Genomic DNA, 21,125 nt, shown 5'->3' on the forward strand with positions numbered 1-21,125 from the left:
CTGACGATGCTTCAGAACTGATACCAGTTCTAGTTATACTTGGCCAGACTTGAGACCAAACCGGCCCCCACCAGCAGCTTTGCCGCTGGTGGGGGCCGTCGTCTGCCACAGCCGCGCGCCGCAGGGATGGATCCTCAAGCAGGAGGTCGCCAACGTAGCCGTCCAGTGCCGGGTCAGCCGCCACCCGAGCCGGCCGAGGCCGAACCACCGGAGGTCCAGCGGGAGTTGGGCTGCGGCCGATCGCGCGTGCTGCGCTCGGTGCGCAGCATCACCACGACCCCAGCCGGGCCGAGCAGAGCCTTCAACGCGTCGGCGAGCCGCCGCGGGTCGCCGTCGAACGGGAGCGCGATCCGCTCCCGGGTGCCCCGTAGGACGAGTTCCAGCGCGAGCGTGGAGACGGCCGGCTTGTAGTCCCCCTCGTACGGCTCCACCACCTTGTGCGTCAGCCGCACCTCGCGCAGGGTCTCGACGGGCAGCCAGACGTCCGGCCCGGCGGCCCGGACCAACCGCAGGGACGTGGGCACCCCGGTCGGCGCGAACTCCACCCGCAGGATGTCCCGGGCCCGGGAAAGGGCCAGCAACGGCCAGCCGATCAGGTACTCCAGCCCGGCGATCACCCCCACCACCACGAACACGGTCGACGCCCGCGCCCCGGCCAGCGCCATCCCGAGGGCGACGACCAGGGTCGGCCCGCCCAGGGCGAGCGGAGTGAACAGCGCCGGCCCCACCGAGATCAGCGCGTTCCACACCGGCCCGGTCGGTCCGGAGCGCAGGACCAGATCCGTCGAGTCGGGGCCTTGTCTCAACAAGGGATCGGTGGCCATGCCTCCAGCGTAGGACCGGTCCGCAAGAGCGCCTCGACCATATCCGGCCGTTGGGGCACGACTTCTGACGGCCCGTAGCCCTCAGCCGGCGGGCGCGGCGGGCCCCCAGCGCTCGAACCACGGGTCGGGCCACTGCTCGGCGGCGGCCATCGGCGGCCCGTGCGGCCCGGCCCAGAACATCCCGCTCTGCTCGCCGGGCGGCGGGAGCGGCGGGCGGGCGGGTAGCCGCGGGCGGCCCACGCACTCGACCGAGTCGACCCCCGGGCCGCGCAGGGGCCGTGCGAGGTGGGCCGGCATCGACCGACAACGGCCAAGCACAACGGTCGGATCACAGGTCACGGGCAGGTGGAAGTCTCCGCGCCGCAAGCCCTTCTGACGGGAAGTCAGTTCTAGTTATGGTGGGCAATGGCCGTACCGGTACGCAGAGACGAGGACGCTCATGACCCAGGTGACCGAGCACGGTGGAGGCGTCTGGTCCCTGCGGGTGCCCATCCCTGACAATCCACTGGGCCACACCCTGGTCCACGTCCTCGACACCGACCGCGGCCCGGTCCTCGTCGACACCGGCTGGGACGACCCGGCCTCCTGGGACGAACTCACCGGCGGGCTCGGCGCGTTGGGACTGTCCGTCGCGGAGATCCACGGGGTCGTCATCACCCACCACCACCCCGACCACCACGGCCTCTCCGGCCGGGTCCGCGAGGAGTCCGGCGCCTGGATCGCCATGCACGCCGCCGACACCGCGGTCGTCCGCCGCACCCGTGAGGCCGAACCCGGCACCTGGTTCGACTACCTCGCCCGCAAACTCGCCACCGTCGGCGCCCCCGAGGATCACATCGCCCCGCTGCGCGCCGCCCGCGCCGCCGGCCGGATGCGCACCCTGCCCGGGCTGCGCTCGGCCCTCCCCGACCGCGAGATCGTCCCCGGCGAACTCCTCGACCTGGCCGGCCGCCGCCTCCGCGCGATCTGGACCCCCGGCCACACCCCCGGGCACGTCTGCCTCCACCTGGAGGAGGAGCACCCCTCCCGGCTCCCCGGTCACGGCCGGCTCTTCTCCGGCGACCACCTGCTGCCCGGGATCTCCCCGCACATCGGCCTGTACGAAGACCCCGACGAAGCCGCGGAGACCGACCCCCTCGGCGACTACCTGGACTCCCTCGAACGCATCGGCCGCCTCGGCGTCGCCGAAGTCCTCCCCGCCCACCAGTACGCCTTCACCGACGCCGCCGGCCGGGTCCGCGAACTCCTCGACCACCACGAGGAACGCCTCACCGGCCTCCTCGGCCTCCTCGCCACCCCGCTCACCCCGTGGCAGCTCGCCGAGCGCATGGAGTGGAACCGCCCCTGGGAGCAGATCCCCTACGGCTCCCGCAACATCGCCGTGAGCGAGGCCGAGGCCCACCTCCGCCGCCTGGTGAAGCTCGGCCGCGCGGAGCCGGTGGCGGGCACGGACCCGGTCACGTACATCGCGGTCTGAGACCCCGCCTCGCGAGACCCCGCCCCGCCTCAAGCCTTGAACAGGCGGATGAGGGACATGATCAGGACCAGCGGGGAGACCCCGCCGCCGAGCACCATCACCGGGATCGCCACCCACCACAGCCAGTGCTGCCCGCCGTGCTCGTAGGAGTCGTAGCCGTTGTGGACGAAGAGGAACCAGAGGAGGTGGAGGGTCAGTACGGCGATCAGCGCGATCCAGTAGAGGGCGATCCCGGCCGACCACAGCCGGACCCGGCCGGGCCGGACCGTGAGCAGCCGCCTCCGAGAGCCCTGGAGCCCGACCATCGCGGCGATCAGGAGCAGCGTCGCGGGAACGCGCCACCAGTCGTCCATCGCCCACTGGTAGGGGCCTTGCGCCTGGTCGGAGAGCGAGGGGTACTGCGTCGCCCGGCTCAGGAGGTCGACCCCGCCGACGAGGAAGGCCAGCATCGGCACGAGGTAGAACAGCCCGAGGACCGGCCTCCCCAGGCCCGTCGTCAGCGTCCGCACGGCACGTTCCCGCGCGGACGGCACCCCCGTCGAGGAGGCCCGGGCCCGCGGCGTGGCGGCCGGGCCGCGCACGGCGGCGCGGGGCGGGGGCAGAACGGCGGTCGGGGGCGGTGGAGGCAGGACGGTGGTGGGGGCGGTGGCGGGCGTCGCCCCCGCACTCCCACCCGCACCGGAACCTGTACTCCCACCCGTACGGGAACCCGTACTGGAACCCGTACTGGAACCCGTACTCGAACCCTTACCGGTGCCCGCGGGCACCGACCCGGGCCCCGACTCGGGATCCGGCTCCCGCCCCGGCTCCGGCCCCGGCTGCGGCTCCGGCTCGAACTCCGCCTCCGCGTTGAGCAGCTCCTCCGCCTTCTGCGCGATGGCCGCGACCACCGGCGCCGGAAGCCAGCTCCCCGACTCCTCCCGGTGGGCGTCCGCCGTCGCGGCCAGCTCCGCCACCGGCGGCCGCTCGTCCGGCCGCTTGGCGAGGCAGCTCCGTACGACCTCGCCGAACGGCCCCTCGACCCCGTCGAGGTCCGGCTCGTGGTGGACGAGCCGGTACAGCAGCTCCGCCACCGAACCGCCGCCGAACGGCCCGCGCCCGGTCGCCGCGAACGCGAGGACCGCGCCGAGCGAGAACAGGTCCGCCGCGGGCCCGACCGTCCGCCCCTCCGCCTGCTCGGGCGACATGAAACCGGGCGAGCCGACGACGAGGCCCGTCCCCGTCAGGGCCGTCTCGTCCGCGGACCGGGCGATGCCGAAGTCGATGAGCAGCGGCCCCGACGGCGACAGCAGCACGTTCGACGGTTTGACGTCCCGGTGCACGAGCCCGGCCCGGTGCACGCCGTCGAGGGCGTGCGCGAGGCCGGAGAGCAGCCGCCAGAGGGCCGGTTCGGGAAGCGGTCCGTGCGCGAGGACCGCCTCGGAGAGCGCCGGACCCGGCACGTACGCGGTGGCCAGCCAGGGCACCTCCGCGTCCGGGTCGGCGTCGAGGACCGGGACCGTGCCGGCGCCGCGTAACGACTGGGCGGCCCGCACCTCGCGGGCGAAGCGTTTGCGGAAGCCCGGGTCGCCGGCGAGCGCGCCGTGCACCACCTTGAGCGCGACCGTCCGGCCGCCCCGCGAACGGCCGAGGTAGACGCGGCCCATGCCGCCCTCGCCCAGCCGGTAGAGGAGCCGGTAGGGACCGACGCCCCGCGGGTCGCTCTCGGTCAACGCGCGCATTCCGCACCCCCGTGAAGACGCCGTCGTCATGTCACCTGGCGGCGCCAGCATGGCACAGTGATCAGTTCCCCGGCAGCCCGCTCCCGCACCTGGTGTGAGGCGCCTCGCACCCCCGGGGCGGCAGGGATACGGGCCGGTAGAGTGAGCGGGTCGTCATCATGCCCGTACGGGGGGAAGCCGGTGGAAATCCGGCACTGTCCCGCAGCCGTGAACCGCTCCGAACGCAGCGGTAGTCGGAATGCCCCGCCCGGGACGTGACCGCCGGCACCGTCGAGGAATACGGAGCCGGAGCCTGGTGCCCCCGTGGCGTGCCGGTGCCCGGCCGCAGGAGAGGGCCCCATGAACACCGTCCGCCGCGCCGCCGGCGCGCTCGCCGCCGCCGCCGCAGTCGTGCTCGGCACCGCAGCAGCCGTCCCGGCCGCCGCCGCGCCGTCCCCGACCCCCTCGACCGGCACCCTCCCGCCCGGCCTGTACGGCACGAAGGACCCGACGTACGACGGTGTCTGGCGGCAGTCGCTCGCCTTCCTCGCCCAGGGCCGCGCCGGCTACCAGCCCGCCGACCAGGCGGTGAACTGGCTGCTCGGCCAGCAGTGCGACGACGGTTCGTTCGCCTCGTACCGCGCGGACGTGTCGGCGTCCTGTGACGAGAAGACGATGCGGGACACCAACGCCACGGCCGTCGCCGTCGAGGCGCTCCGCGCCGTGCGCCGCCAGTCCGCCGCCCCCGCGGCGATCGACAAGGCCGTCAAGTCCGGCACCGAATGGCTGCGGTCCGTGCAGAACAAGGACGGCGGCTGGGGCTACAGCCCCGGCGGCGCGAGCGACGCCAACTCCACCTCGATCGTGATCGGCGCGCTCGCCGCGATCGGCGTGAAGCCCGTCTCGTTCACCTCCTCCGAGGGCCACTCCCCGTACGACGCGCTCCTCACCTTCGCCCTGCCCTGCTCGTCCAAGGAGGGCGCCGGGGCGTTCGCGTACCAGCCGGACAAGAACGGCAAGCTGCTCGCCAACGCCGACGCCACCGCGGCGGCCACCCTCGCCGGGCTCGGGAAGAGCATCGTCGCCGCGAAGGCCTCCCCCGAGCAGCCGCCGGCCTGCAACGACCTGTCGAAGCCGACCGCCGAGCGGGCCGCCCTGAACGGCGCCTCCTACCTGGCGAAGTCCCTCGCGAAGACCGGCCACCTGATGCTGCCGCCGATGCCGGGCGCCACCGACACCACCGAGCAGCCCGACGTCGGCAACACCGCCGACGCCGTCGTCGCGCTCGCCGCCGCCGGCGCCACGAAGGAGGCCGAACCGGCCCTGACGTGGCTGGAGAAGAACTCCGCCGCGTGGGCGAAGGAGGGCGGCCCCGCCGCGTACGCGCAGCTGATCCTGGCGGCCCGCGCGACGGACACCGACCCGCGCGAGTTCGGCACGGTGGACCTGGTCGAGCAGCTCAACGCCACCGGCCCGGCGCCCAAGGCCCCGGACACCTCGACCTCCTCCACCAGCGACGACGAGGGCCGCGGCTTCGACGTCTGGTGGATCATCGGCATCGGCACGGTCGTCGGCGTCGGCATCGGCTTCCTCGTGAGCGGCCGCAAGAAGTGAGCCGGATGCCGCGCGAAGCGAGCCGTACGCCACGCGAAGCGAGCCGGATGCGGGCGAAGGCCGCGGGGGCCACGGCCGGGGCGCTCCTCACCCTGACCGCCGTGGCGGCGGCTCCGGCGCAGGCGGCCGGCTACCGGTACTGGTCGTTCTGGGAGAAAGCCGGCGGAAAGCCCTGGGCATACGCCACGGAGGGCCCGGCGACCGCGCGGCCCGCCGACGGCGACGCCCTCGGCTTCCGCTTCGCGATCAGCAACGGCACGGACGACATGTCCCGGCCCACCGTGGCCCCCGACTTCGCGGGGATCTGCGGGGGCGTGGAGAAGAAGGACGGTACGAAGCGGATCGCGGTCGTCGTCGACTTCGGCGGCCCCACGGACGCGCCGCCCGGGGAGACCCCGCCGCAGAAGCCGGTCAAGGTCGGCTGTGCGGAGGTCCGCGAGGACGCGACGGGCGCGGAGGCGCTGGCCGCGGTGGCGAAGCCGCTGCGGTACGACAGCGCGGCGATGCTGTGCGGGATCGCCGGGTATCCGGCGAAGGGCTGCGGCGAGCAGGTCGCGGAGAAGCCGACGGCGTCGGCCGCTCCGGAGGCCGCCGCACAGGAGTCCCACGGGAGCGGCGGCCCGTCGTTCGGCGTGCTCGCGGGCGGCGCGGCGGTCCTGGCCCTGGGCGGGGCGGCGATCTGGAAGGCCCGCCGGCGCGGATGAGTACGGCCCGGAGCGTGTTCACGGCATCGGCCCGGAGCGTGATCACGGCCCCCGAGGCGAGCCGGGCCAACGCCCTGCACGCGGGCGCGTGGTGGCTGTGGGCGCTCGGCCTGGCCGTCGCCGCCTCCCGGACGACGAACCCGCTGCTGCTCGGACTCCTGGTCGGGGTGGCGGGTTATGTGGTGGCGGCGCGGCGCACGGACGCGCCCTGGGCCCGTTCGTACGGCGCGTTCGTGAAGCTGGGCCTGTTCGTCGTGGCCCTGCGGGTCGTCTTCTCCCTGCTCCTCGGCTCCCCGATCCCCGGTGAGCACGAGCTGTTCGTCCTCCCCGAGGTGCCGCTGCCGGACTGGGCGCAGGGGGTACGGATCGGGGGGCGGGTGACGGCCGAGCAGCTGGTGTTCGCGCTGTACGACGGGGCGAAGCTGGCGACCCTGCTGATCTGCGTGGGCGCGGCGAACGCGCTGGCCAACCCGGCGCGGCTGCTGAAGTCGCTGCCGGGGGCGCTGTACGAGGCCGGGGTCGCCGTCGTCGTGGCGATGACCTTCGCGCCGAACATGGTCGCCGACGTGGTCCGGCTGCGGACCGCCCGCCGACTGCGCGGCCGGCCCACGGGCGGGGTGCGGGCGGTGCTCCAGATCGGCCTGCCGGTCCTGGAGGGGGCGCTGGAACGGTCGATCGCGGTGGCGGCGTCGATGGACGCACGGGGCTACGGCCGGACCGCGCAGGTCCCGGCGGCGGTGCGCCGCACCACGAACGTCCTGACGCTGGGAGGCCTCCTCGGCGTCTGCGCCGGCTCGTACGGACTCCTGGCGGCGGAGGGCGCCGGCTACGGGCTTCCGCTGCTGGGCGCGGGGCTGCTCGCCGCGATGGCGGGGCTCCGGCTCGGCGGCCGCAGGACGGTCCGTACGCGCTACCGTCCCGACCGCTGGGGGGCGCGGGCCTGGCTGGTCGCGGGCTCCGGGGTGGCGGTCGCGGTCCTGATGATCTGGGCGAACGCGTACGCCCCGGAGGCGCTGCACCCCGGGGTGGTCCCCCTGGAGGCGCCGGAGCTGCCGGTGTGGCCGGCGGCTTCGGTCCTGGTGGGACTGGTCCCGGCGTTCGTGGCGCCGAAACCCAAGGAGTTCGTGTGATCCGCTTCGAGAACGTCTCCGTGCGCTACGAGGAGGACGCCGAGCCGACCCTGCGGAGCGTGAACCTCACGATCCCGGAGGGCGAGCTGGTCCTGCTCGTGGGCCCGTCGGGCGTGGGCAAGTCGACCCTGCTCGGTGCGGTGTCGGGCCTGGTCCCCCACTTCACGGGCGGCACCCTGACGGGGCGGGTGACGGTCGACGGCCGCGACACCCGCACGCATCCGCCGCGGGAGCTGGCGGACGTGGTGGGGACGGTGGGGCAGGATCCGTCCGCGCACTTCGTCACGGACACGGTGGAGGACGAGCTCGCGTACGGCATGGAGTCCCTGGGCCTCGCGCCCGCCGTGATGCGCCGCCGCGTGGAGGAGACGCTGGACCTCCTGGGCCTGGCCGACCTCCGTGACCGCCCCATCGCGACGCTCTCCGGCGGCCAGCGCCAGCGGGTCGCGATCGGCTCGGTCCTCACCCCGCACCCCAGGGTCCTCGTCCTCGACGAACCGACCTCCGCGCTCGACCCGTCGGCGGCGGAGGAGGTCCTGGCGGTCCTGCAGCGCCTGGTCCACGACCTCGGCACGACGGTCCTCCTGGCGGAGCACCGCCTGGAACGAGTGGTCCAGTACGCGGACCAGGTCCTCCTCCTGCCGGACGCGGTCATGGGACCACCGGCCGAGATCATGTCGCTCTCACCGGTGCACCCACCGGTGGTGGCCCTGGGCCGCCTGGCGGGCTGGGCCCCCCTGGCCCTCACGGTGCGGGACGCGCGGCGGAGGGCCGCGCCGCTGAAGGCGAGGCTGGAGGGCCGCGCACCGGCGGCCCCTGCGGGGCCTTCCCGTAACCGGGGGGCCGATTCAGCCCCGTCGGCGTTTGCGGCGCGGGGGTTCGGGGGCGGAGCCCCCGGGTCCGGGACCTCGGCCACGGCTGCGCCTCGGGGTCCGGGGCAGGGCCCCGGTTTCGGGAACGGGCGGGGTGGGGGCTTCTCCCTGTTCCGACGGCGCCGCACCGAACCGCCCACCCCCACCACCCCCCTCCTCCACACCGAAGCCCTCGGCGTCCGCCGCGCCCGCGTGGAAGCCCTCCGCCGCGTCGACCTCCGCGTCGCCCCCGGCGAGACCGTCGCCCTCATGGGGCGCAACGGCGCCGGGAAGTCCACCCTGCTCTCCACCCTCGTGGGCATGATCGAGCCGACCACCGGCACGGTCCGGGTCGCGGGGCGGGCCCCGCACAGCACCCCGCCCCGCGAGCTGATCCGCCAGGTCGGCCTGGTTCCGCAGGAGCCGAGGGACCTCCTGTACGCGGAGACCGTCGCCGCCGAGTGCGCGGCGGCCGACGCTGACGCGGGCGCGACGCCGGGGACCTGCCGGGCCCTGGTGGAGGAGCTGCTGCCGGGCGTCGCGGACGCCACGCACCCCCGCGACCTGTCCGAGGGCCAGCGGCTCGCGCTCGCGCTGGCCGTGGTCCTGACCGGCCGCCCCCCGCTGCTCCTGCTCGACGAGCCGACCCGCGGCCTGGACTACGCGGCGAAGGCCCGTCTGGTCGCCCATCTGCGGACCCTCGCGGCGGACGGCCACGCGATCGTGCTGGCGACGCACGACGTGGAGCTGGCGGCCGATCTTGCGCACCGGGTGGTGATCATCGCGGACGGCGAGGTGGTGGCGGACGGCCCGACGGCCGAGGTCGTCGTGTCCTCGCCCGCCTTCTCGCCGCAGGTGGCGAAGATCCTGGCCCCGCAGCCGTGGCTCACGGTCGAACAGGTGGAGGCAGCACTGTGAGCCCCCGCACCACCCGCACCACCCGCCCCATCCGCCTCGGCCCCCGCTCGGTGGCCGCGCTCGTCCTCGTCTCCCTGGTCGGCCTGATCGGCATCGGCTGGCCGCTCTTCGCCGACCGGACGGCCGCGGTCACGAACCACGCGGCCGACGCGCCGTGGCTGTTCGCCCTGCTCCTCCCCCTTCTCCTCGCGGTCGTCGTGGCGACGATCGCGGACTGCGGGATGGACGCGAAGGCCGTGGCGATGCTGGGCGTGCTCGCCGCGGTGGGCGCGGCCCTGCGCCCACTGGGGGCGGGGACGGCGGGTCTGGAGCCGATGTTCTTCCTGATGGTGCTGAGCGGCCGGGTCCTCGGGCCGGGCTTCGGCTTCGTCCTGGGCGCGGTGACGATGTTCGCGTCGGCGCTGCTCACGGGCGGTGTCGGTCCGTGGATGCCGACGCAGATGCTGGCGATGGGCTGGTTCGCGATGGGCGCGGGGCTGCTGCCGGGCGCCGACCGCCGGCTGCGGGGGCGGGCCGAGCTGCTGATGCTGTCCGCGTACGGATGCGTGGCGGCGTTCGCGTACGGCACGGTCACCAATCTCTACGGGTGGGTGACGGTCGGCGGCATCGGCCAGGCGATCTCCTTCGTGCCCGGGGATCCGCTCCACGAGAACCTGGTCCGTTTCCTCGCCTATGTCCTGGCCACCTCCCTCGGCTGGGACCTCGGCCGCGCCGTGCTCACCGTCGTCCTGACCCTCACCGTCGGGGGGACGCTTCTGCGGGCGCTGCGGCGGGCCACGCGGCGGGCGAACTTCGAGGCCCAGGTCACATTCGAGGCCCCGGAAGGGGGCTCTCCGAGTGAGCCGCCCCATAGGACCTACGTCACGTACGAGGCGAAATAGTAGATCGACGTACCCGGCCAAATCGCCCCACACCCCCGCATGACCTGCGGAAACACCGCACAGCCACCCACCGTCGAAGGCCCCCCGGGTCCGAACCTCCCTCGTACAGGGGGTCATTGCATCGGCGTTCCGGCCCTGCTTCTCTGGTGGACGTCGCCAGGCAGCCGGTGCTCATCGCAGCGCCACGGACGGCCGGTTCCCCCAGTTCCCGGGTCTCCCGGGCTCTGGTTCCGGCATGCCGAAATCGCCCGGCGCGACCCTTGTCCCCGACGTTAGGTATGACGTTTTGTTCCGCTCGATCGCCACTCGTGTCAACGCCCGCAAGAAGACCTTCGCTGTTTCCGCCGCTGTGCTCGTCGGCACGTCGGCCGCGGTGCTGGGCACGACGGGTACGGCCTCGGCCGCCTCGGAGCAGGAGATCGCCCGCCAGATCGTCCCGCCGGCGCAGTTCGCGTCCTTCAGCAAGATCGTCGAGCACGAGTCCGGCTGGAACCACACCGCCACCAACTCGTCCTCGGGTGCCTACGGCCTGGTCCAGGCTCTGCCGGGCTCCAAGATGGCCTCGGCCGGTTCCGACTGGAAGACGAACCCGGCCACCCAGATCAAGTGGGGCCTCAAGTACATGAACGAGCGCTACGGCTCCCCGAACGCCGCCTGGGCGTTCTGGCAGGCCAACGGCTGGTACTAAGAAGCACCTGCCGCAACGCGCATCCGCAAGGCCCCGCCCTCCGCACGGAGGGGCGGGGCCTGCGGCGTTTTCCGCGTCCATAGATTTAGTAGACCGGTCGTCTAGTGTCGTCTAGTGTTCCCGGCATCGGCGGACCGGACAGGACCGTCCCGCCGCGACACCGGAGGTGGCCCATGCCCGCACACCCCACCACCCTCCCGCCCGGCCGCTTCGGCGAGCTCGTCGGGATCAGGCTCCCCGTCGTCCAGGGCCCCTTCGGCGGGGGCCTCTCCTCGGTCGAGCTGGCCGCGGCCGTCTCCGAGGGCGGCGGCCTCGGCTCGTACGGGGCGCACATCCACACCCCGGAGGAGATCACCGCCCTCGTGGCCAAGCTGCGCGCCGCGACCGGCCGCCCCTTCGCCGTGAACCTCTGGGTGCCGCAGGAGGGCGAGGCCGAGGCCCGCCAGGCCCCGGCGTCCGCGCTCGCCGAGCACATCGAGCGCCTGCGCCCGTACTACGAGGAGCTGGGGGTACGTGCCCCGAGCGCCGAGGACGTCCGGGCGTGGCCCGACTTCGACGCCCAGCTGGACGCCCTGATCGCGGCCGCCCCGCCGGTGATCAGCCTGGTCATGGGCCTGCCGCCGCGCCGTCTGGTCACGGAGGCCGGTCGGCGCGGGATCGTCGTCGTCGGCACGGCGACGACGGTCGAGGAGGCGGTGGCCCTGGAGGCGGCCGGGGTCGACGCGATCGTGGCCTCGGGCAGTGACGCGGGCGGCCACCGGGGCGCCTTCCTCCGTCCCGTACGGGAGTCCCTGGTCGGCACCTTCTCGCTGATCCCGCAGGTGGCGGACGCGGTGTCGGTCCCGGTGGTCGCGGCGGGCGGGATCGCGGACGGGCGGGGGGTCGCCGCCGCGCTCGCGCTCGGGGCGGACGCCGTCCAGGTCGGGACCGGCTTCCTGGCCGCGCGCGAGTCGGGGGCGAGCGAGGCGCACCGGCGGATCCTCGGCACCCCTCAGGCCCGGACGACGGTCCTCACCCGTCTCTTCTCGGGGCGCACGGCGCGGGGCATCCCGAACGGCTTCGTCCGGGACATGGCCGCCCACGAGGAACGCGTACCGCCGTATCCCGTGCAGAACGCGCTGATGGGTCCGGTGCGGCGGGCCGCGGCGGAGCAGGGCCGGCCCGAGTACGTGAACCTCTGGGCCGGCCAGGCGGCGGCCCTGGCGCAGGAGGCGCCGAGGGCCGCCGCGTACCTCTCCGCCCTCGTGGCGGGAGCGGTCAGAGCCGCTGGATGATCGTCCCGGTCGCGAGCGCCCCGCCCGCGCACATCGTGATGAGCGCGAACTCCTTGTCGGTGCGCTCCAGTTCGTGCAGGGCGGTGGCGATGAGCCGGGCGCCGGTGGCGCCGACGGGGTGACCGAGGGCGATGGCGCCGCCGTTGACGTTGACCTTCTCCAGGTCCTGGTCGAAGACCTGCGCCCAGCTCAGCACCACCGACGCGAAGGCCTCGTTGATCTCGACGAGGTCGATGTCCTTGAGCGACATCCCGGCCTTCCCGAGCACCGCCCGCGTCGCGTCGACCGGTCCGTCGAGGTGGAAGTGCGGGTCGGCGCCGACGAGGGCCTGGGCGACGATCCGGGCGCGCGGGCGGAGCTTGAGGGCGCGGGCCATGCGCTTGGAGGCCCACATGAGGGCGGCGGCGCCGTCGGAGATCTGCGAGGAGTTCCCGGCGGTGTGGACCGCGGTGGGCATGACGGGCTTGAGGCGCGCCAGGCCCTCCATGGTGGTGTCGCGCAGGCCCTCGTCGCGGTCCACGAGCCGCCACATGCCCTGCCCTGCGGCCTGTTCGGCCTCGGTGGTGGGGACCTGGACGGCGAAGGTCTCGCGCTTGAAGCGCTCCTCGGACCAGGCGATCGCGGCCCGTTCCTGGGAGAGCAGGCCGAGGGAGTCGACGCGCTCGCGGGTGAGTCCGCGGCGGCGGGCGATGCGCTCGGCGGCCTCGAACTGGTTGGGCAGGTCGACGTTCCACTCGTCGGGGAACGGCTTGCCCGGGCCGTGCTTGGACCCGGAGCCGAGCGGGACGCGGGACATCGCCTCGACGCCGCAGGAGATCCCGATGTCGATGACGCCGGCCGCGACCATGTTGGCGACCATGTGGCTGGCCTGCTGCGAGGAGCCGCACTGACAGTCGACGGTGGTGGCGGCCGTCTCGTAGGGCAGGCCCATGGTGAGCCAGGCGGTGCGCGCCGGGTTCATGGACTGCTCGCCGGCGTGGGTGACCGTACCGCCGACGATCTGCTCGACGCAGTCGGCGTGGATGCCGGTGCGGCCGAGGAGTTCGCGGTAGGTCTCGCCCAGGAGGTAGGCGGGGTGGAGGTTGGCGAGCGCGCCTCCGCGCTTGCCGATGGGGGTGCGTACGGCTTCGACGATGACGGGTTCCGCGGCCATGAGCTCGTCCTCTCCTCGACCGGACGGGGTGTCCCGGCACCCCGGTCGGTCGGCGTCACGGGGGAACTAGTACGCGTTCTAGTTCTGAGTGCAGTCTTATGACTGCTACCGCCGGTACGCAAGGGTCCGGGAAGCAACAGTTCCCGCTCCGCCCCTTGCTACTTGTAGAACTCGTTACTAACTTTCCCGGCAACTTCTGATGGTCCATCAGATATGGAGAGTGTTGCCGATGGCCTGCCCGCATCTCCCCGGAGGACAGCTCCCCGAAGGGCTCCCGGAAGGGCTCCCCGAAGGGTTCGACGCCACCGACCCCGATCTGCTCCGCGACCGCGTCCCCTTCCCGGAGTTCGCCCGGCTGCGGCAGACCGCGCCCGTGTGGTGGTGCCCCCAGCCGGCCGGCGTCACCGGCTTCGCGGACGGCGGGTACTGGGCGGTCACGCGCCACGCGGACGTCAAGTACGTCTCCACCCACCCCGAACTGTTCTCCTCGAACGAGAACACCGCCGTCATCCGCTTCAACGAGCACATCACCCGGGACCAGATCGAGGTCCAGAAGCTGATCATGCTCAACATGGACCCGCCCGAGCACACCCGGGTCCGCCAGATCGTCCAGCGCGGCTTCACCCCGCGCGCGATCCGGAACCTGGAGACCGCCCTGCGCGAGCGCGCGCACGCCATCGTGGACGAGGCCCGGCAGGGCACCGACGCCGACGGCACCTTCGACTTCGTCACCCGGGTCGCCGTCGAACTCCCCCTCCAGGCCATCGCCGAACTCATCGGCGTCCCCCAGGAGGACCGCTCCCGGATCTTCGACTGGTCGAACAAGATGGTCGCGTACGACGACCCCGAGTACGCCATCACCGAGGAGATCGGCGCCGAGGCCGCCATGGAACTCATCGGCTACTCGATGAACATGGCCGCCGCCCGCAAGGAGTGCCCCGCCCAGGACATCGTGTCGCAGCTCGTCGCCGCCGAGGGCCAGGGCAACCTCTCCTCCGACGAGTTCGGCTTCTTCGTCCTCCTCCTCGCCGTCGCCGGCAACGAGACCACCCGCAACGCCATCAGCCACGGCATGCACGCCTTCCTCACCCACCCCGAGCAGTGGGAACTCTTCAAGCGCGAACGGCCCGCGACCGCCGCCGAGGAGATCGTCCGCTGGGCGACCCCCGTCGTCTCCTTCCAGCGGACCGCGACCCAGGACACCGAACTCGGCGGGCAGAAGATCCGCAAGGGCGACCGGGTCGGCCTCTTCTACTCCTCCGCCAACAACGACCCCGAGGTCTTCACCGACCCCGAACGCTTCGACATCACCCGCGACCCCAACCCCCACCTCGGCTTCGGCGGCGGCGGACCCCACTTCTGCCTCGGCAAGTCCCTCGCCATCAAGGAGATCGAACTGATCTTCAACGCGATCGCCGACGCCCTGCCCGACCTCACCCTCGCCGGCGAACCACGGCGCCTGCGGGCGGCCTGGCTGAACGGGGTGAAGGAACTCAGGGTCAGGACCTCGGCCTGAGCCGTACGCACGGAACCGGAATGTGGTCTGCCGCGTCCGACCCGACATGCGGGGGACACAGAGAAACATCCTGACCATCATCATCGCGCTGCTGGCGCTCCAGCTCGGCTCGCTCGTCGCACCGGCCTACGCCTGCGGCTGCGGCGCGATGATCCCGGACAAGTCCCAGCGGATCGGCGTCGACCGCGAGGAGTCGGCCGTCCGCTGGGACGGCCGCACCGAGACCGTCGTCATGCGCTTCAACGTCCACGGGAACGCCCGGCGGGCCGCCTGGATCATGCCGGTGCCGGACCGCGCCGACGTCACCCTCGGCGACCCGGCGCTCTTCGACGAGCTCGACCGGCTCACCGAGCCCGAGCAGCGCGACCGCCACTACTTCTGGCCGCGCGAGGGCGACTGGCCCTTCGACTCCACGTACGGCGACGGAGCCGCCGCCGCCCCGCCCGGCGCGGGCTCCGGCGTCGGCGTCGTCGGCCGCGAACGGCTCGGCCCCTTCGACGTCGCCCGGCTCACCGCCACCGACCCCGAGGCCCTCGGCGACTGGCTGCGCACCAACGGCTTCGAGCTGCCCCAACGGCTCACGGACGCGCTCCAGCCGTACGTCGAGCGGAAGTGGGAGTACGTCGCCGTCCGCCTGGCCCCGCAGGAGCAGGGCGCGACGCTGTCCGGCGAACTGACCCCGCTGCGGATCCGCTTCGCCTCCCCCGAACTCGTCTACCCCATGCGGCTCTCCCGCCTCGCCCGGACCCCGCAGACCCTCGGCCTGTACATCCTCGCCGAGCACCGGATGGAGCCCCGCTCCCCGATCGGCGGCGACCGCCCCGAGGTGACGTTCGCGGGCCGGATCGAGCGCCCCGAGCACGCGGTGGCGGGCCTTGCGGGCGGCGCGCCGGTCCATCTGACGGTCCTGGAGCAGAGGTTCCCGGACCCGGCGCGCATCGACGACGACCACCACCTGCGGACGGTCGCCGACACCCCGTACCGCGAGGTCGAGTACACGGACCGGCTGCTCACGGTCGGCGGCGGCATCCCGGTCTGGCTGCTGACGGTCGGCGCCGGACTTCTGGTCGCGGCACTGGCGCTCGTACGGGTGGCAAGGCGCCGCTCGCACGGGAACGCGGGTGTACGTTCGGCTCCATGACGAACTCTCAGTGGACGGAAGTCGACACCTACTTCGCCGAGACGATCGCTCCCGCCGACGAGGCACTGACCGCCGCGCTCGCCCACTCCACGGCCGCCGGCCTGCCGGAGATCGCCGTCGCGCCCAACCAGGGCAAGCTGCTCCACCTGCTCGCCCAGATGCAGGGCGCGCGGAACATCCTGGAGATCGGCACCCTCGGCGGCTACAGCACGATCTGGCTGGCCCGCGCGCTGCCCGCCGACGGCCGGCTGATCACCCTGGAGTACGAGCCGGCCCACGCGGACGTCGCCCGCGCCAACATCGCCCGCGCCGGCCTCGACAAGCTCGTCGAGGTCCGCACCGGCGCCGCCCTGGACACCCTGCCCCGGCTGGAGGCGGAAGGCGCGGGCCCCTTCGACCTGGTCTTCATCGACGCCGACAAGGTGAACAACCCGCACTACGTGGCGTGGGCCCTGAAGCTCTCCCGTCCCGGCACGGTGATCATCGTCGACAACGTGGTGCGCAGCGGCCGGGTCGCGACCCCGCACCCGGACGACGCGGCGATCACCGGCACGCGCGAGATGTTCGACCTGATCGCCGCCGAACCCCGCCTGGACGCGACCGCCATCCAGACCGTCGGCACGAAGGGCTACGACGGCCTGCTGCTCGCCCGCGTCACCGAATGACCTACTTCCACTCGTACAGCGTTCCGGACACCTTCCCGCTCTCCTCGGCGTCGAACTCGAAGATCGCGCAGAGGCCGTTGAGCCGGCTGAACTCGGCGGCGGCGGTCTCGTAGAAGAGCGCGCCCCGCCAGTTCACCCCGCCGGACTCGTTGAAGCGGCCTACACCGGTGCCGTGCCAGGTGATCGTCTCTCCGGCCTGGGTCATGCTGATGCCCTGGCCCTCGCCGAAGAGAGTGCCGTCGGGCCGGAGGACCGACTCGTACGTCCCCATGTCCTTGACGGCCACGCCGAGCAGCGTGCCCGTGCCCGTGAACGAGGACTCCGTGACCACGTGACCGCCGTCCGCGGACAGCACGCGCAGCCCCGTCCTCTCTCCGGAAACCGTTCCCAGCTGCTCACCGAGCATGGTGGGACTCCTCTCGCACGAATCCCCCTGATTCCGGACTACGCCCACCGAAGGGGATCGTCAAACGGGAGCGCTGGACCGCCAGCCGGCGAACAGCGGCAGCTCGCCCTCGCCGTCGAGCACCACCACCCCGAAGGGCCGGTCGAAGGCGATCCGCTCCACCACCTGGTGCCGGGGCGGGGCCGCGCCGCGGGTCATCGTGACCTGGGTGACGGCGGCGGCCTCGATCCCCTCCTCGGCGACCTCGACCATCGCCGACTGGACCACCTTGGCGATGTACAGGTCGGCGTCGGAGATGCCCGAGAAGTCGGCCCCGGGCCGCAGGGCACGACGGACGCCGAGCGCCGCGAGGTGCTCCCGTGCGTCGACCGTCGTACGGAGCGTGAACCGCGGCAGGCTGAGGTCGGCCGACTCGGCGGCGAGCGGCCGCCGCGCCGCGGGCCCGGCCCAGGCGGCGGGCAGCACGTCGGCGGGCCCGTCCCCCTCGGCCCCGAGCACGAACCGCACGCGCGTCCCCTGCTCACAGGGCAGCTCGACGACGCAGACCCCGTCCACGTACCAGACCCACCCGGCCGGGATCCGCTTCCGCATGGTGGGCACGGGCCGGGTGTCGCCGTAGCCGTCGGTGAAGGGCAGGTCGCGGGTGAGGTGCCCCGCAAAGGCGGACAGCCAGGAGGCGCGCAGGGCAAGGGCGTTGAGCAGCACCAGGTCCTCGGAGCCGTCGAGTGCGAGCGGCAGCCGCGTGATCCGCCCGCGGGTGGCGCCCCGTACCCAACCGTCCAGCTCCTCCTGGAGGTCGGGAAGCTCCCCCGGCGACATGTCGTCCGTGGCCCCGAAGTACTCGTCGGGCAGCGCGAACCAGACCGCCCAGGGCAACACCCCGAACCGCACCCCGGGCACCCCCCGCCGGAACGCGTCCAGGACCGGCAGCGCGCTCCACACCCCGGTGGCCACGCCGACCCCGTCGATCCCCGCGACCCGCCGCCCGACCAGGGTCACGGCCGCCCCGGCCCCCTCCCCCTCGACCCCGAGCAGCCCCCGCAACTCCTCCCCGGTCCGCCCCCGAGCCCCGGCCGCCACCACCCCGAGCGCCAGCCACAACCCCACGGGCGACACGACGAAGTCCCCGTCCCCGAGCCGCGCCAGCCAACGCGCGGCCAGCGTCCGTATCGCATCCGCTTCGGGGGTGTCGGAGCCGTGGGTCATATCCTGCCTTTCATGAGCATCGTGAAGATCAACGTCCTGACCGTGCCGGCCGAGCAGCGGGAGGTGCTGGAGCAGCGGTTCGCCTCTCGGGCCGGGGCCGTGGAGGGGTCCGACGGGTTCGAGTGGTTCGAGCTGCTGCGCCCGGTGGAGGGCACCGACCAGTACCTGGTGTACACCCGCTGGCGCAGCGAGGAGGACTTCCAGAACTGGATGAACGGTTCCATGAAGGCCGCCCACCAGGGCGGTGGCGAGGGTGGCGAGCGGCCGAAGCCCGCCGCGTCCGGCTCCACCCTGTGGTCCTTCGAGGTCGTCCAGCAGGCCTCGCCCAAGTAATTCAGCGGCAGGCCTGGTCGTGCGGGCCACAGAATGGCCCGCATGACCTGGACTTTCTCTCCCGAGCGCGTCGACACCCCGGACGCGGCCTCGCTGCGGCGCGACTACTACGACGACGTCGCCAGCCGCTACTGGAAGCGGCCCGCGACCGAGGCCGAGCTGGACGAGGGCCTGACGAACGACGGGGTCGAGAAGCTGACGCCGCCGACCGGGCAGTTCCTCGTGGCCCGGTTCGAGGGGAAGCCGGCCGGCTGCGGCGGCGTCCTGATGCTGGACGACGAACGCGCCGAGCTGACCCGGGTGTTCCTGCGGCACGCCTACCGCGGCGCGGGCGGCGCGGGCGGCCTGCTGCGCCGCCTGGAGGAGGAGGCGCGGGCCCTCGGCGCGCGCCGGATGGTCCTCAACACCCGCCTGGACCTGGTCGAGGCGCGCGCCCTGTACACCCGGCACGGGTACGTGGAGATCCCCGCGTACTGCACCGGGCCGTACATGGACATCTGGTACGGCAAGGAGCTCTGAGCCCCTCCGGGTTCAGGCGCGGTGGTCGCGGGGCGGTTCCGGTGTGTCGGGCCGCTCCCCGTCCGGGCCGCACAGTTCGGCCGTCAGCTCCTCCACCAGCTGGACGAGGTCGGTGGGCCGTTCGGGCCCCCACCAGTCGCCGAGGAGTTCGGCGAGCGACTCCTCCCGGGCCTCGGCCAGTACCCTCGCCGCCCGTACCCCCTCCTCGGTGAGGGTCAGCTGGACGCCCTCCCGGGCCACCAGGCTCCGCTCCTCCACCTGCCGGGACGCCTCCGTGATCACCCGCAGCGGTACGGGGGTGGTCTCGGCCAGCCGGGCGGGTTCGACGGTCCCGTGGCGGCGGATGCGCAGCAGCAGCCAGCTCGCGGCCAGCAGCAGGTCGAGCCCGGCGCGGTCGGTGATCTTCACGTAGATCGCCCTGCGGCCCTCCGGGGACCCGAGGACGTTCAGGGCGCGGGCGCACTCGTCGTACGAGGAGCGCTCGACCGGGTGGGCGGCGAGCGTCCGGCTGGTGTCGGGCGCCGCCACCGAGGCCCGCAGCGTGTCCTCCTTCAGGAACCAGGCGATGACGAAGGCGACGAGGACGACCGGCGCCGCGTACAGGAAGACGTCCGTGATGGACGTGGCGTACGCGTGCAGGACGGAGGGCCGCAGCTCGGGCGGGAGCTGGGCGATGGCGCGCGGGTCGGCGGCGACCCCGCCGGCGCCGGTGCCGGGCGGGAGCTCCGTACCCGCGCTCGCGAAGACCTCGTCGAGGGTGCTCGTCAGCCGGTTGGTGAAGATCGTGCCGAAGACGGCGACCCCGAAGGAGGCGCCGATGGAGCGGAAGAAGGTCGCTCCGGAGGTGGCGACGCCGAGGTCCTCGTGCGAGACGGCGTTCTGCACGACAAGCACGAGGACCTGCATGACGAGGCCGAGCCCGGCGCCGAAGACGAAGAAGCGGACGCTCATCGACCAGGTCGAGCTGGTCTCCGTCAGCCCGTGGAGGAGGAGCAGGCCGACCCCGGTGAGGGCGGTCCCGGCGAGGGGGAAGACCTTCCAGCGGCCGGTGCGCGAGACGATCTGGCCGGCGCCGGTCGAGGCGATGAAGATGCCGAGGACCATCGGCAGCATGTGGACGCCGGACATGGTCGGGGTGACGCCTTGGACCACTTGGAGGAAGGCCGGCAGGTAGGTCATCGCGCCGAACATGGCGAAGCCGACGACGAAGCTGATCACCGAGACAAGGCTGAAGGTCCGGATCCGGAACAGCTTGAGCGGCAGCACGGGTTCGGCGGCCCGCCGCTCGACGTACACGAACCAGACGAGGAGTACGGCTCCGAGGACGGCGAGCCCGATGATCTGCGCCGAGCCCCATGCCCAGGTGGAGCCGCCGAGCGAGGTCACCAGGACCAGGCAGGTGGCGACCGAGGCGATGAGGAACGTACCCAGGTAGTCGATCGTGTGCCGGGTGGAGCGGACCGGGATGTGCAGGACGGCGGCGATGACGAAGAGGGCGACGATCCCGATGGGGAGGTTGATGTAGAAGACCCAGCGCCAGGAGAGGTGCTGGGTGAAGATTCCGCCGAGCAGGGGGCCGAGGACGCTGGTGCCGCCGAAGACGGCGCCGAAGAGGCCCTGGTACCTGCCGCGCTCCCGGGGCGGGACGAGGTCGCCGACGATCGCCATGGCCAGGACGATGAGACCGCCGCCGCCGAGGCCCTGGATCGCGCGGAAGGCGATGAGCTGCGGCATGTTCTGGGCGATGCCGCAGAGGGCGGAGCCGACGAGGAAGACGACGATGGCGCCCTGGAAGAGCTTCTTGCGCCCGTACTGGTCGCCGAGCTTGCCCCAGAGGGGGGTTCCGGCCGTGGACGCGAGCAGGTAGGCCGTGACCACCCAGGAGAGGTGTTCCATGCCGCCGAGCTCGCTGACGATGGTCGGCAGGGCGGTGGAGACGATCGTCTGGTCGAGGGCGGCGAGCAGCATGCCGAGCAGCAGCGCGCCGATCGCGACGAGGACGGTGCGTCGGCTCTGACCCTCACCCGGCACGGGGGCGTCGGCTTCGCCGAGCTGGGACGGGCGCGCGTCCTGAGCCATGGGATCTCCGTCTCCGTCTCCGTGTCGCGGTGGGCCCCTCCATCCT

Annotated in this window: 20 protein-coding genes and 1 riboswitch; of the genes, 13 read left to right on the top strand and 7 right to left on the bottom strand. The window is 73.1% G+C overall.

The annotated features are described in order from the left end of the window. Positions 1-173 precede the first annotated feature (173 nt). Both ACWGN5_RS16155 and ACWGN5_RS16160 read right to left on the bottom strand, forming a co-directional pair. On the bottom strand, positions 174-824 hold the full coding sequence (locus ACWGN5_RS16155; protein ID WP_453515330.1) for a hypothetical protein: 651 nt from the start codon (positions 822-824) through the stop codon (positions 174-176). An 81-nt stretch (positions 825-905) separates the two neighbouring features. Further along, entirely contained in the window at positions 906-1,121 is a 216-nt protein-coding gene (locus ACWGN5_RS16160) for a hypothetical protein (protein WP_453515332.1), read from the bottom strand. A 142-nt stretch (positions 1,122-1,263) separates the two neighbouring features. Between ACWGN5_RS16160 and ACWGN5_RS16165 the strand changes: the two genes are divergently transcribed. Next, entirely contained in the window at positions 1,264-2,301 is a 1,038-nt protein-coding gene (locus ACWGN5_RS16165) for an MBL fold metallo-hydrolase (RefSeq protein WP_453515334.1), read from the top strand. A gap of 29 nt (positions 2,302-2,330) precedes the next feature. Here the strand turns inward: ACWGN5_RS16165 and ACWGN5_RS16170 are convergent, their stop codons facing one another. Continuing rightward, positions 2,331-4,022 carry a serine/threonine-protein kinase gene (locus ACWGN5_RS16170; protein ID WP_453515336.1) on the bottom strand — a complete coding sequence of 564 codons (1,692 nt, stop codon included), beginning with the start codon at positions 4,020-4,022 and terminating at the stop codon, positions 2,331-2,333. Between the two features lie 170 nt (positions 4,023-4,192). After that, a riboswitch (cobalamin riboswitch) is annotated at positions 4,193-4,266 on the top strand. Between the two features lie 95 nt (positions 4,267-4,361). Between ACWGN5_RS16170 and ACWGN5_RS16175 the strand changes: the two genes are divergently transcribed. The 7 genes from ACWGN5_RS16175 (at position 4,362) to ACWGN5_RS16205 (ending at position 12,061) form a co-directional block, all read left to right on the top strand. Beyond that, complete coding sequence (locus ACWGN5_RS16175) at positions 4,362-5,615, top strand: prenyltransferase/squalene oxidase repeat-containing protein (RefSeq protein WP_453515337.1); 1,254 nt, start codon at positions 4,362-4,364, stop codon at positions 5,613-5,615. Between the two features lie 5 nt (positions 5,616-5,620). After that, a complete protein-coding gene (locus tag ACWGN5_RS16180) occupies positions 5,621-6,319 on the top strand; it encodes an SCO2322 family protein (protein WP_453515339.1) in 699 nt (232 codons plus the stop codon). Next, positions 6,316-7,449, top strand: coding sequence for an energy-coupling factor transporter transmembrane component T (locus tag ACWGN5_RS16185; RefSeq protein ID WP_453515341.1), 1,134 nt, complete (start codon positions 6,316-6,318; stop codon positions 7,447-7,449). The genes ACWGN5_RS16180 and ACWGN5_RS16185 overlap by 4 nt, the downstream gene beginning before the upstream one ends. Further along, on the top strand, positions 7,446-9,218 hold the full coding sequence (locus ACWGN5_RS16190) for an ABC transporter ATP-binding protein (protein ID WP_453515343.1): 1,773 nt from the start codon (positions 7,446-7,448) through the stop codon (positions 9,216-9,218). Before ACWGN5_RS16185 ends, ACWGN5_RS16190 begins: the two co-directional genes overlap by 4 nt. Next, the gene (locus tag ACWGN5_RS16195) at positions 9,215-10,099 is read left to right on the top strand and encodes an ECF transporter S component (RefSeq protein WP_453515345.1); all 885 of its coding nucleotides are present in this window, start codon (positions 9,215-9,217) and stop codon (positions 10,097-10,099) included. The genes ACWGN5_RS16190 and ACWGN5_RS16195 overlap by 4 nt, the downstream gene beginning before the upstream one ends. Before the next feature lie 286 nt (positions 10,100-10,385). Then, positions 10,386-10,787 carry an aggregation-promoting factor C-terminal-like domain-containing protein gene (locus ACWGN5_RS16200; RefSeq protein WP_453515347.1) on the top strand — a complete coding sequence of 134 codons (402 nt, stop codon included), beginning with the start codon at positions 10,386-10,388 and terminating at the stop codon, positions 10,785-10,787. Between the two features lie 173 nt (positions 10,788-10,960). Continuing rightward, positions 10,961-12,061 carry an NAD(P)H-dependent flavin oxidoreductase gene (locus tag ACWGN5_RS16205; RefSeq protein WP_453515349.1) on the top strand — a complete coding sequence of 367 codons (1,101 nt, stop codon included), beginning with the start codon at positions 10,961-10,963 and terminating at the stop codon, positions 12,059-12,061. Here ACWGN5_RS16205 and ACWGN5_RS16210 read toward each other — a convergent pair. After that, positions 12,045-13,214 (bottom strand): steroid 3-ketoacyl-CoA thiolase, encoded by a 1,170-nt coding sequence (locus tag ACWGN5_RS16210; RefSeq protein WP_453515351.1) that lies wholly within the window; start codon positions 13,212-13,214, stop codon positions 12,045-12,047. The two genes, ACWGN5_RS16205 and ACWGN5_RS16210, sit on opposite strands and share 17 nt — an antisense overlap. Positions 13,215-13,443: 229 nt before the next feature. Here ACWGN5_RS16210 and ACWGN5_RS16215 point away from each other — a divergent pair, with 229 nt between their 5' ends. Genes ACWGN5_RS16215 through ACWGN5_RS16225 form a run of 3 tightly spaced genes read left to right on the top strand, consistent with a single transcriptional unit; the run spans position 13,444 to position 16,536 of the window. Beyond that, positions 13,444-14,730, top strand: a complete 1,287-nt coding sequence (locus tag ACWGN5_RS16215; protein ID WP_453515353.1) for a cytochrome P450 — start codon at positions 13,444-13,446, stop codon at positions 14,728-14,730. A 46-nt stretch (positions 14,731-14,776) separates the two neighbouring features. Then, on the top strand, positions 14,777-15,871 hold the full coding sequence (locus tag ACWGN5_RS16220; protein ID WP_453515356.1) for a DUF2330 domain-containing protein: 1,095 nt from the start codon (positions 14,777-14,779) through the stop codon (positions 15,869-15,871). Next, entirely contained in the window at positions 15,868-16,536 is a 669-nt protein-coding gene (locus tag ACWGN5_RS16225) for an O-methyltransferase (protein WP_453515358.1), read from the top strand. The genes ACWGN5_RS16220 and ACWGN5_RS16225 overlap by 4 nt, the downstream gene beginning before the upstream one ends. A gap of 1 nt (position 16,537) precedes the next feature. Here ACWGN5_RS16225 and ACWGN5_RS16230 read toward each other — a convergent pair whose 3' ends face one another. Both ACWGN5_RS16230 and ACWGN5_RS16235 read right to left on the bottom strand, forming a co-directional pair. Further along, the gene (locus ACWGN5_RS16230) at positions 16,538-16,942 is read right to left on the bottom strand and encodes a hypothetical protein (protein WP_453515361.1); all 405 of its coding nucleotides are present in this window, start codon (positions 16,940-16,942) and stop codon (positions 16,538-16,540) included. Positions 16,943-17,002: 60 nt separating this feature from the next. Next, positions 17,003-18,148, bottom strand: a complete 1,146-nt coding sequence (locus ACWGN5_RS16235; protein WP_453515363.1) for a serpin family protein — start codon at positions 18,146-18,148, stop codon at positions 17,003-17,005. Between the two features lie 12 nt (positions 18,149-18,160). Between ACWGN5_RS16235 and ACWGN5_RS16240 the strand changes: the two genes are divergently transcribed. Both ACWGN5_RS16240 and ACWGN5_RS16245 read left to right on the top strand, forming a co-directional pair. Further along, a complete protein-coding gene (locus ACWGN5_RS16240; RefSeq protein WP_030688139.1) occupies positions 18,161-18,481 on the top strand; it encodes an antibiotic biosynthesis monooxygenase family protein in 321 nt (106 codons plus the stop codon). Positions 18,482-18,514: 33 nt separating this feature from the next. Beyond that, on the top strand, positions 18,515-19,000 hold the full coding sequence (locus ACWGN5_RS16245) for a GNAT family N-acetyltransferase (RefSeq protein WP_453515364.1): 486 nt from the start codon (positions 18,515-18,517) through the stop codon (positions 18,998-19,000). Positions 19,001-19,012: 12 nt separating this feature from the next. Here the strand turns inward: ACWGN5_RS16245 and ACWGN5_RS16250 are convergent, their stop codons facing one another. Then, entirely contained in the window at positions 19,013-21,079 is a 2,067-nt protein-coding gene (locus ACWGN5_RS16250) for a DHA2 family efflux MFS transporter permease subunit (protein WP_453515366.1), read from the bottom strand. Positions 21,080-21,125 lie beyond the last annotated feature (46 nt).

It is taken from the genome of Streptomyces sp. NPDC055815 (genome assembly GCF_053616475.1).

What these genes read in the sequence shown, in the direction of transcription:
- ACWGN5_RS16185 (WP_453515341.1), top strand. Translation starts at nt 6,316, where the DNA reads ATGAGTACGGCCCGGAGCGTGTTCACGGCATCGGCCCGGAGCGTGATC.
- ACWGN5_RS16180 (WP_453515339.1), top strand. Translation starts at nt 5,621, where the DNA reads ATGCCGCGCGAAGCGAGCCGTACGCCACGCGAAGCGAGCCGGATGCGG.
- ACWGN5_RS16155 (WP_453515330.1), bottom strand. Translation starts at nt 824, where the DNA reads ATGGCCACCGATCCCTTGTTGAGACAAGGCCCCGACTCGACGGATCTG.
- ACWGN5_RS16235 (WP_453515363.1), bottom strand. Translation starts at nt 18,148, where the DNA reads ATGACCCACGGCTCCGACACCCCCGAAGCGGATGCGATACGGACGCTG.
- ACWGN5_RS16220 (WP_453515356.1), top strand. Translation starts at nt 14,777, where the DNA reads ATGCGGGGGACACAGAGAAACATCCTGACCATCATCATCGCGCTGCTG.
- ACWGN5_RS16250 (WP_453515366.1), bottom strand. Translation starts at nt 21,079, where the DNA reads ATGGCTCAGGACGCGCGCCCGTCCCAGCTCGGCGAAGCCGACGCCCCC.
- ACWGN5_RS16175 (WP_453515337.1), top strand. Translation starts at nt 4,362, where the DNA reads ATGAACACCGTCCGCCGCGCCGCCGGCGCGCTCGCCGCCGCCGCCGCA.
- ACWGN5_RS16230 (WP_453515361.1), bottom strand. Translation starts at nt 16,942, where the DNA reads ATGCTCGGTGAGCAGCTGGGAACGGTTTCCGGAGAGAGGACGGGGCTG.
- ACWGN5_RS16170 (WP_453515336.1), bottom strand. Translation starts at nt 4,022, where the DNA reads ATGCGCGCGTTGACCGAGAGCGACCCGCGGGGCGTCGGTCCCTACCGG.
- ACWGN5_RS16205 (WP_453515349.1), top strand. Translation starts at nt 10,961, where the DNA reads ATGCCCGCACACCCCACCACCCTCCCGCCCGGCCGCTTCGGCGAGCTC.
- ACWGN5_RS16165 (WP_453515334.1), top strand. Translation starts at nt 1,264, where the DNA reads ATGACCCAGGTGACCGAGCACGGTGGAGGCGTCTGGTCCCTGCGGGTG.
- ACWGN5_RS16245 (WP_453515364.1), top strand. Translation starts at nt 18,515, where the DNA reads ATGGCCCGCATGACCTGGACTTTCTCTCCCGAGCGCGTCGACACCCCG.
- ACWGN5_RS16160 (WP_453515332.1), bottom strand. Translation starts at nt 1,121, where the DNA reads ATGCCGGCCCACCTCGCACGGCCCCTGCGCGGCCCGGGGGTCGACTCG.
- ACWGN5_RS16215 (WP_453515353.1), top strand. Translation starts at nt 13,444, where the DNA reads ATGGCCTGCCCGCATCTCCCCGGAGGACAGCTCCCCGAAGGGCTCCCG.
- ACWGN5_RS16210 (WP_453515351.1), bottom strand. Translation starts at nt 13,214, where the DNA reads ATGGCCGCGGAACCCGTCATCGTCGAAGCCGTACGCACCCCCATCGGC.
- ACWGN5_RS16225 (WP_453515358.1), top strand. Translation starts at nt 15,868, where the DNA reads ATGACGAACTCTCAGTGGACGGAAGTCGACACCTACTTCGCCGAGACG.
- ACWGN5_RS16240 (WP_030688139.1), top strand. Translation starts at nt 18,161, where the DNA reads ATGAGCATCGTGAAGATCAACGTCCTGACCGTGCCGGCCGAGCAGCGG.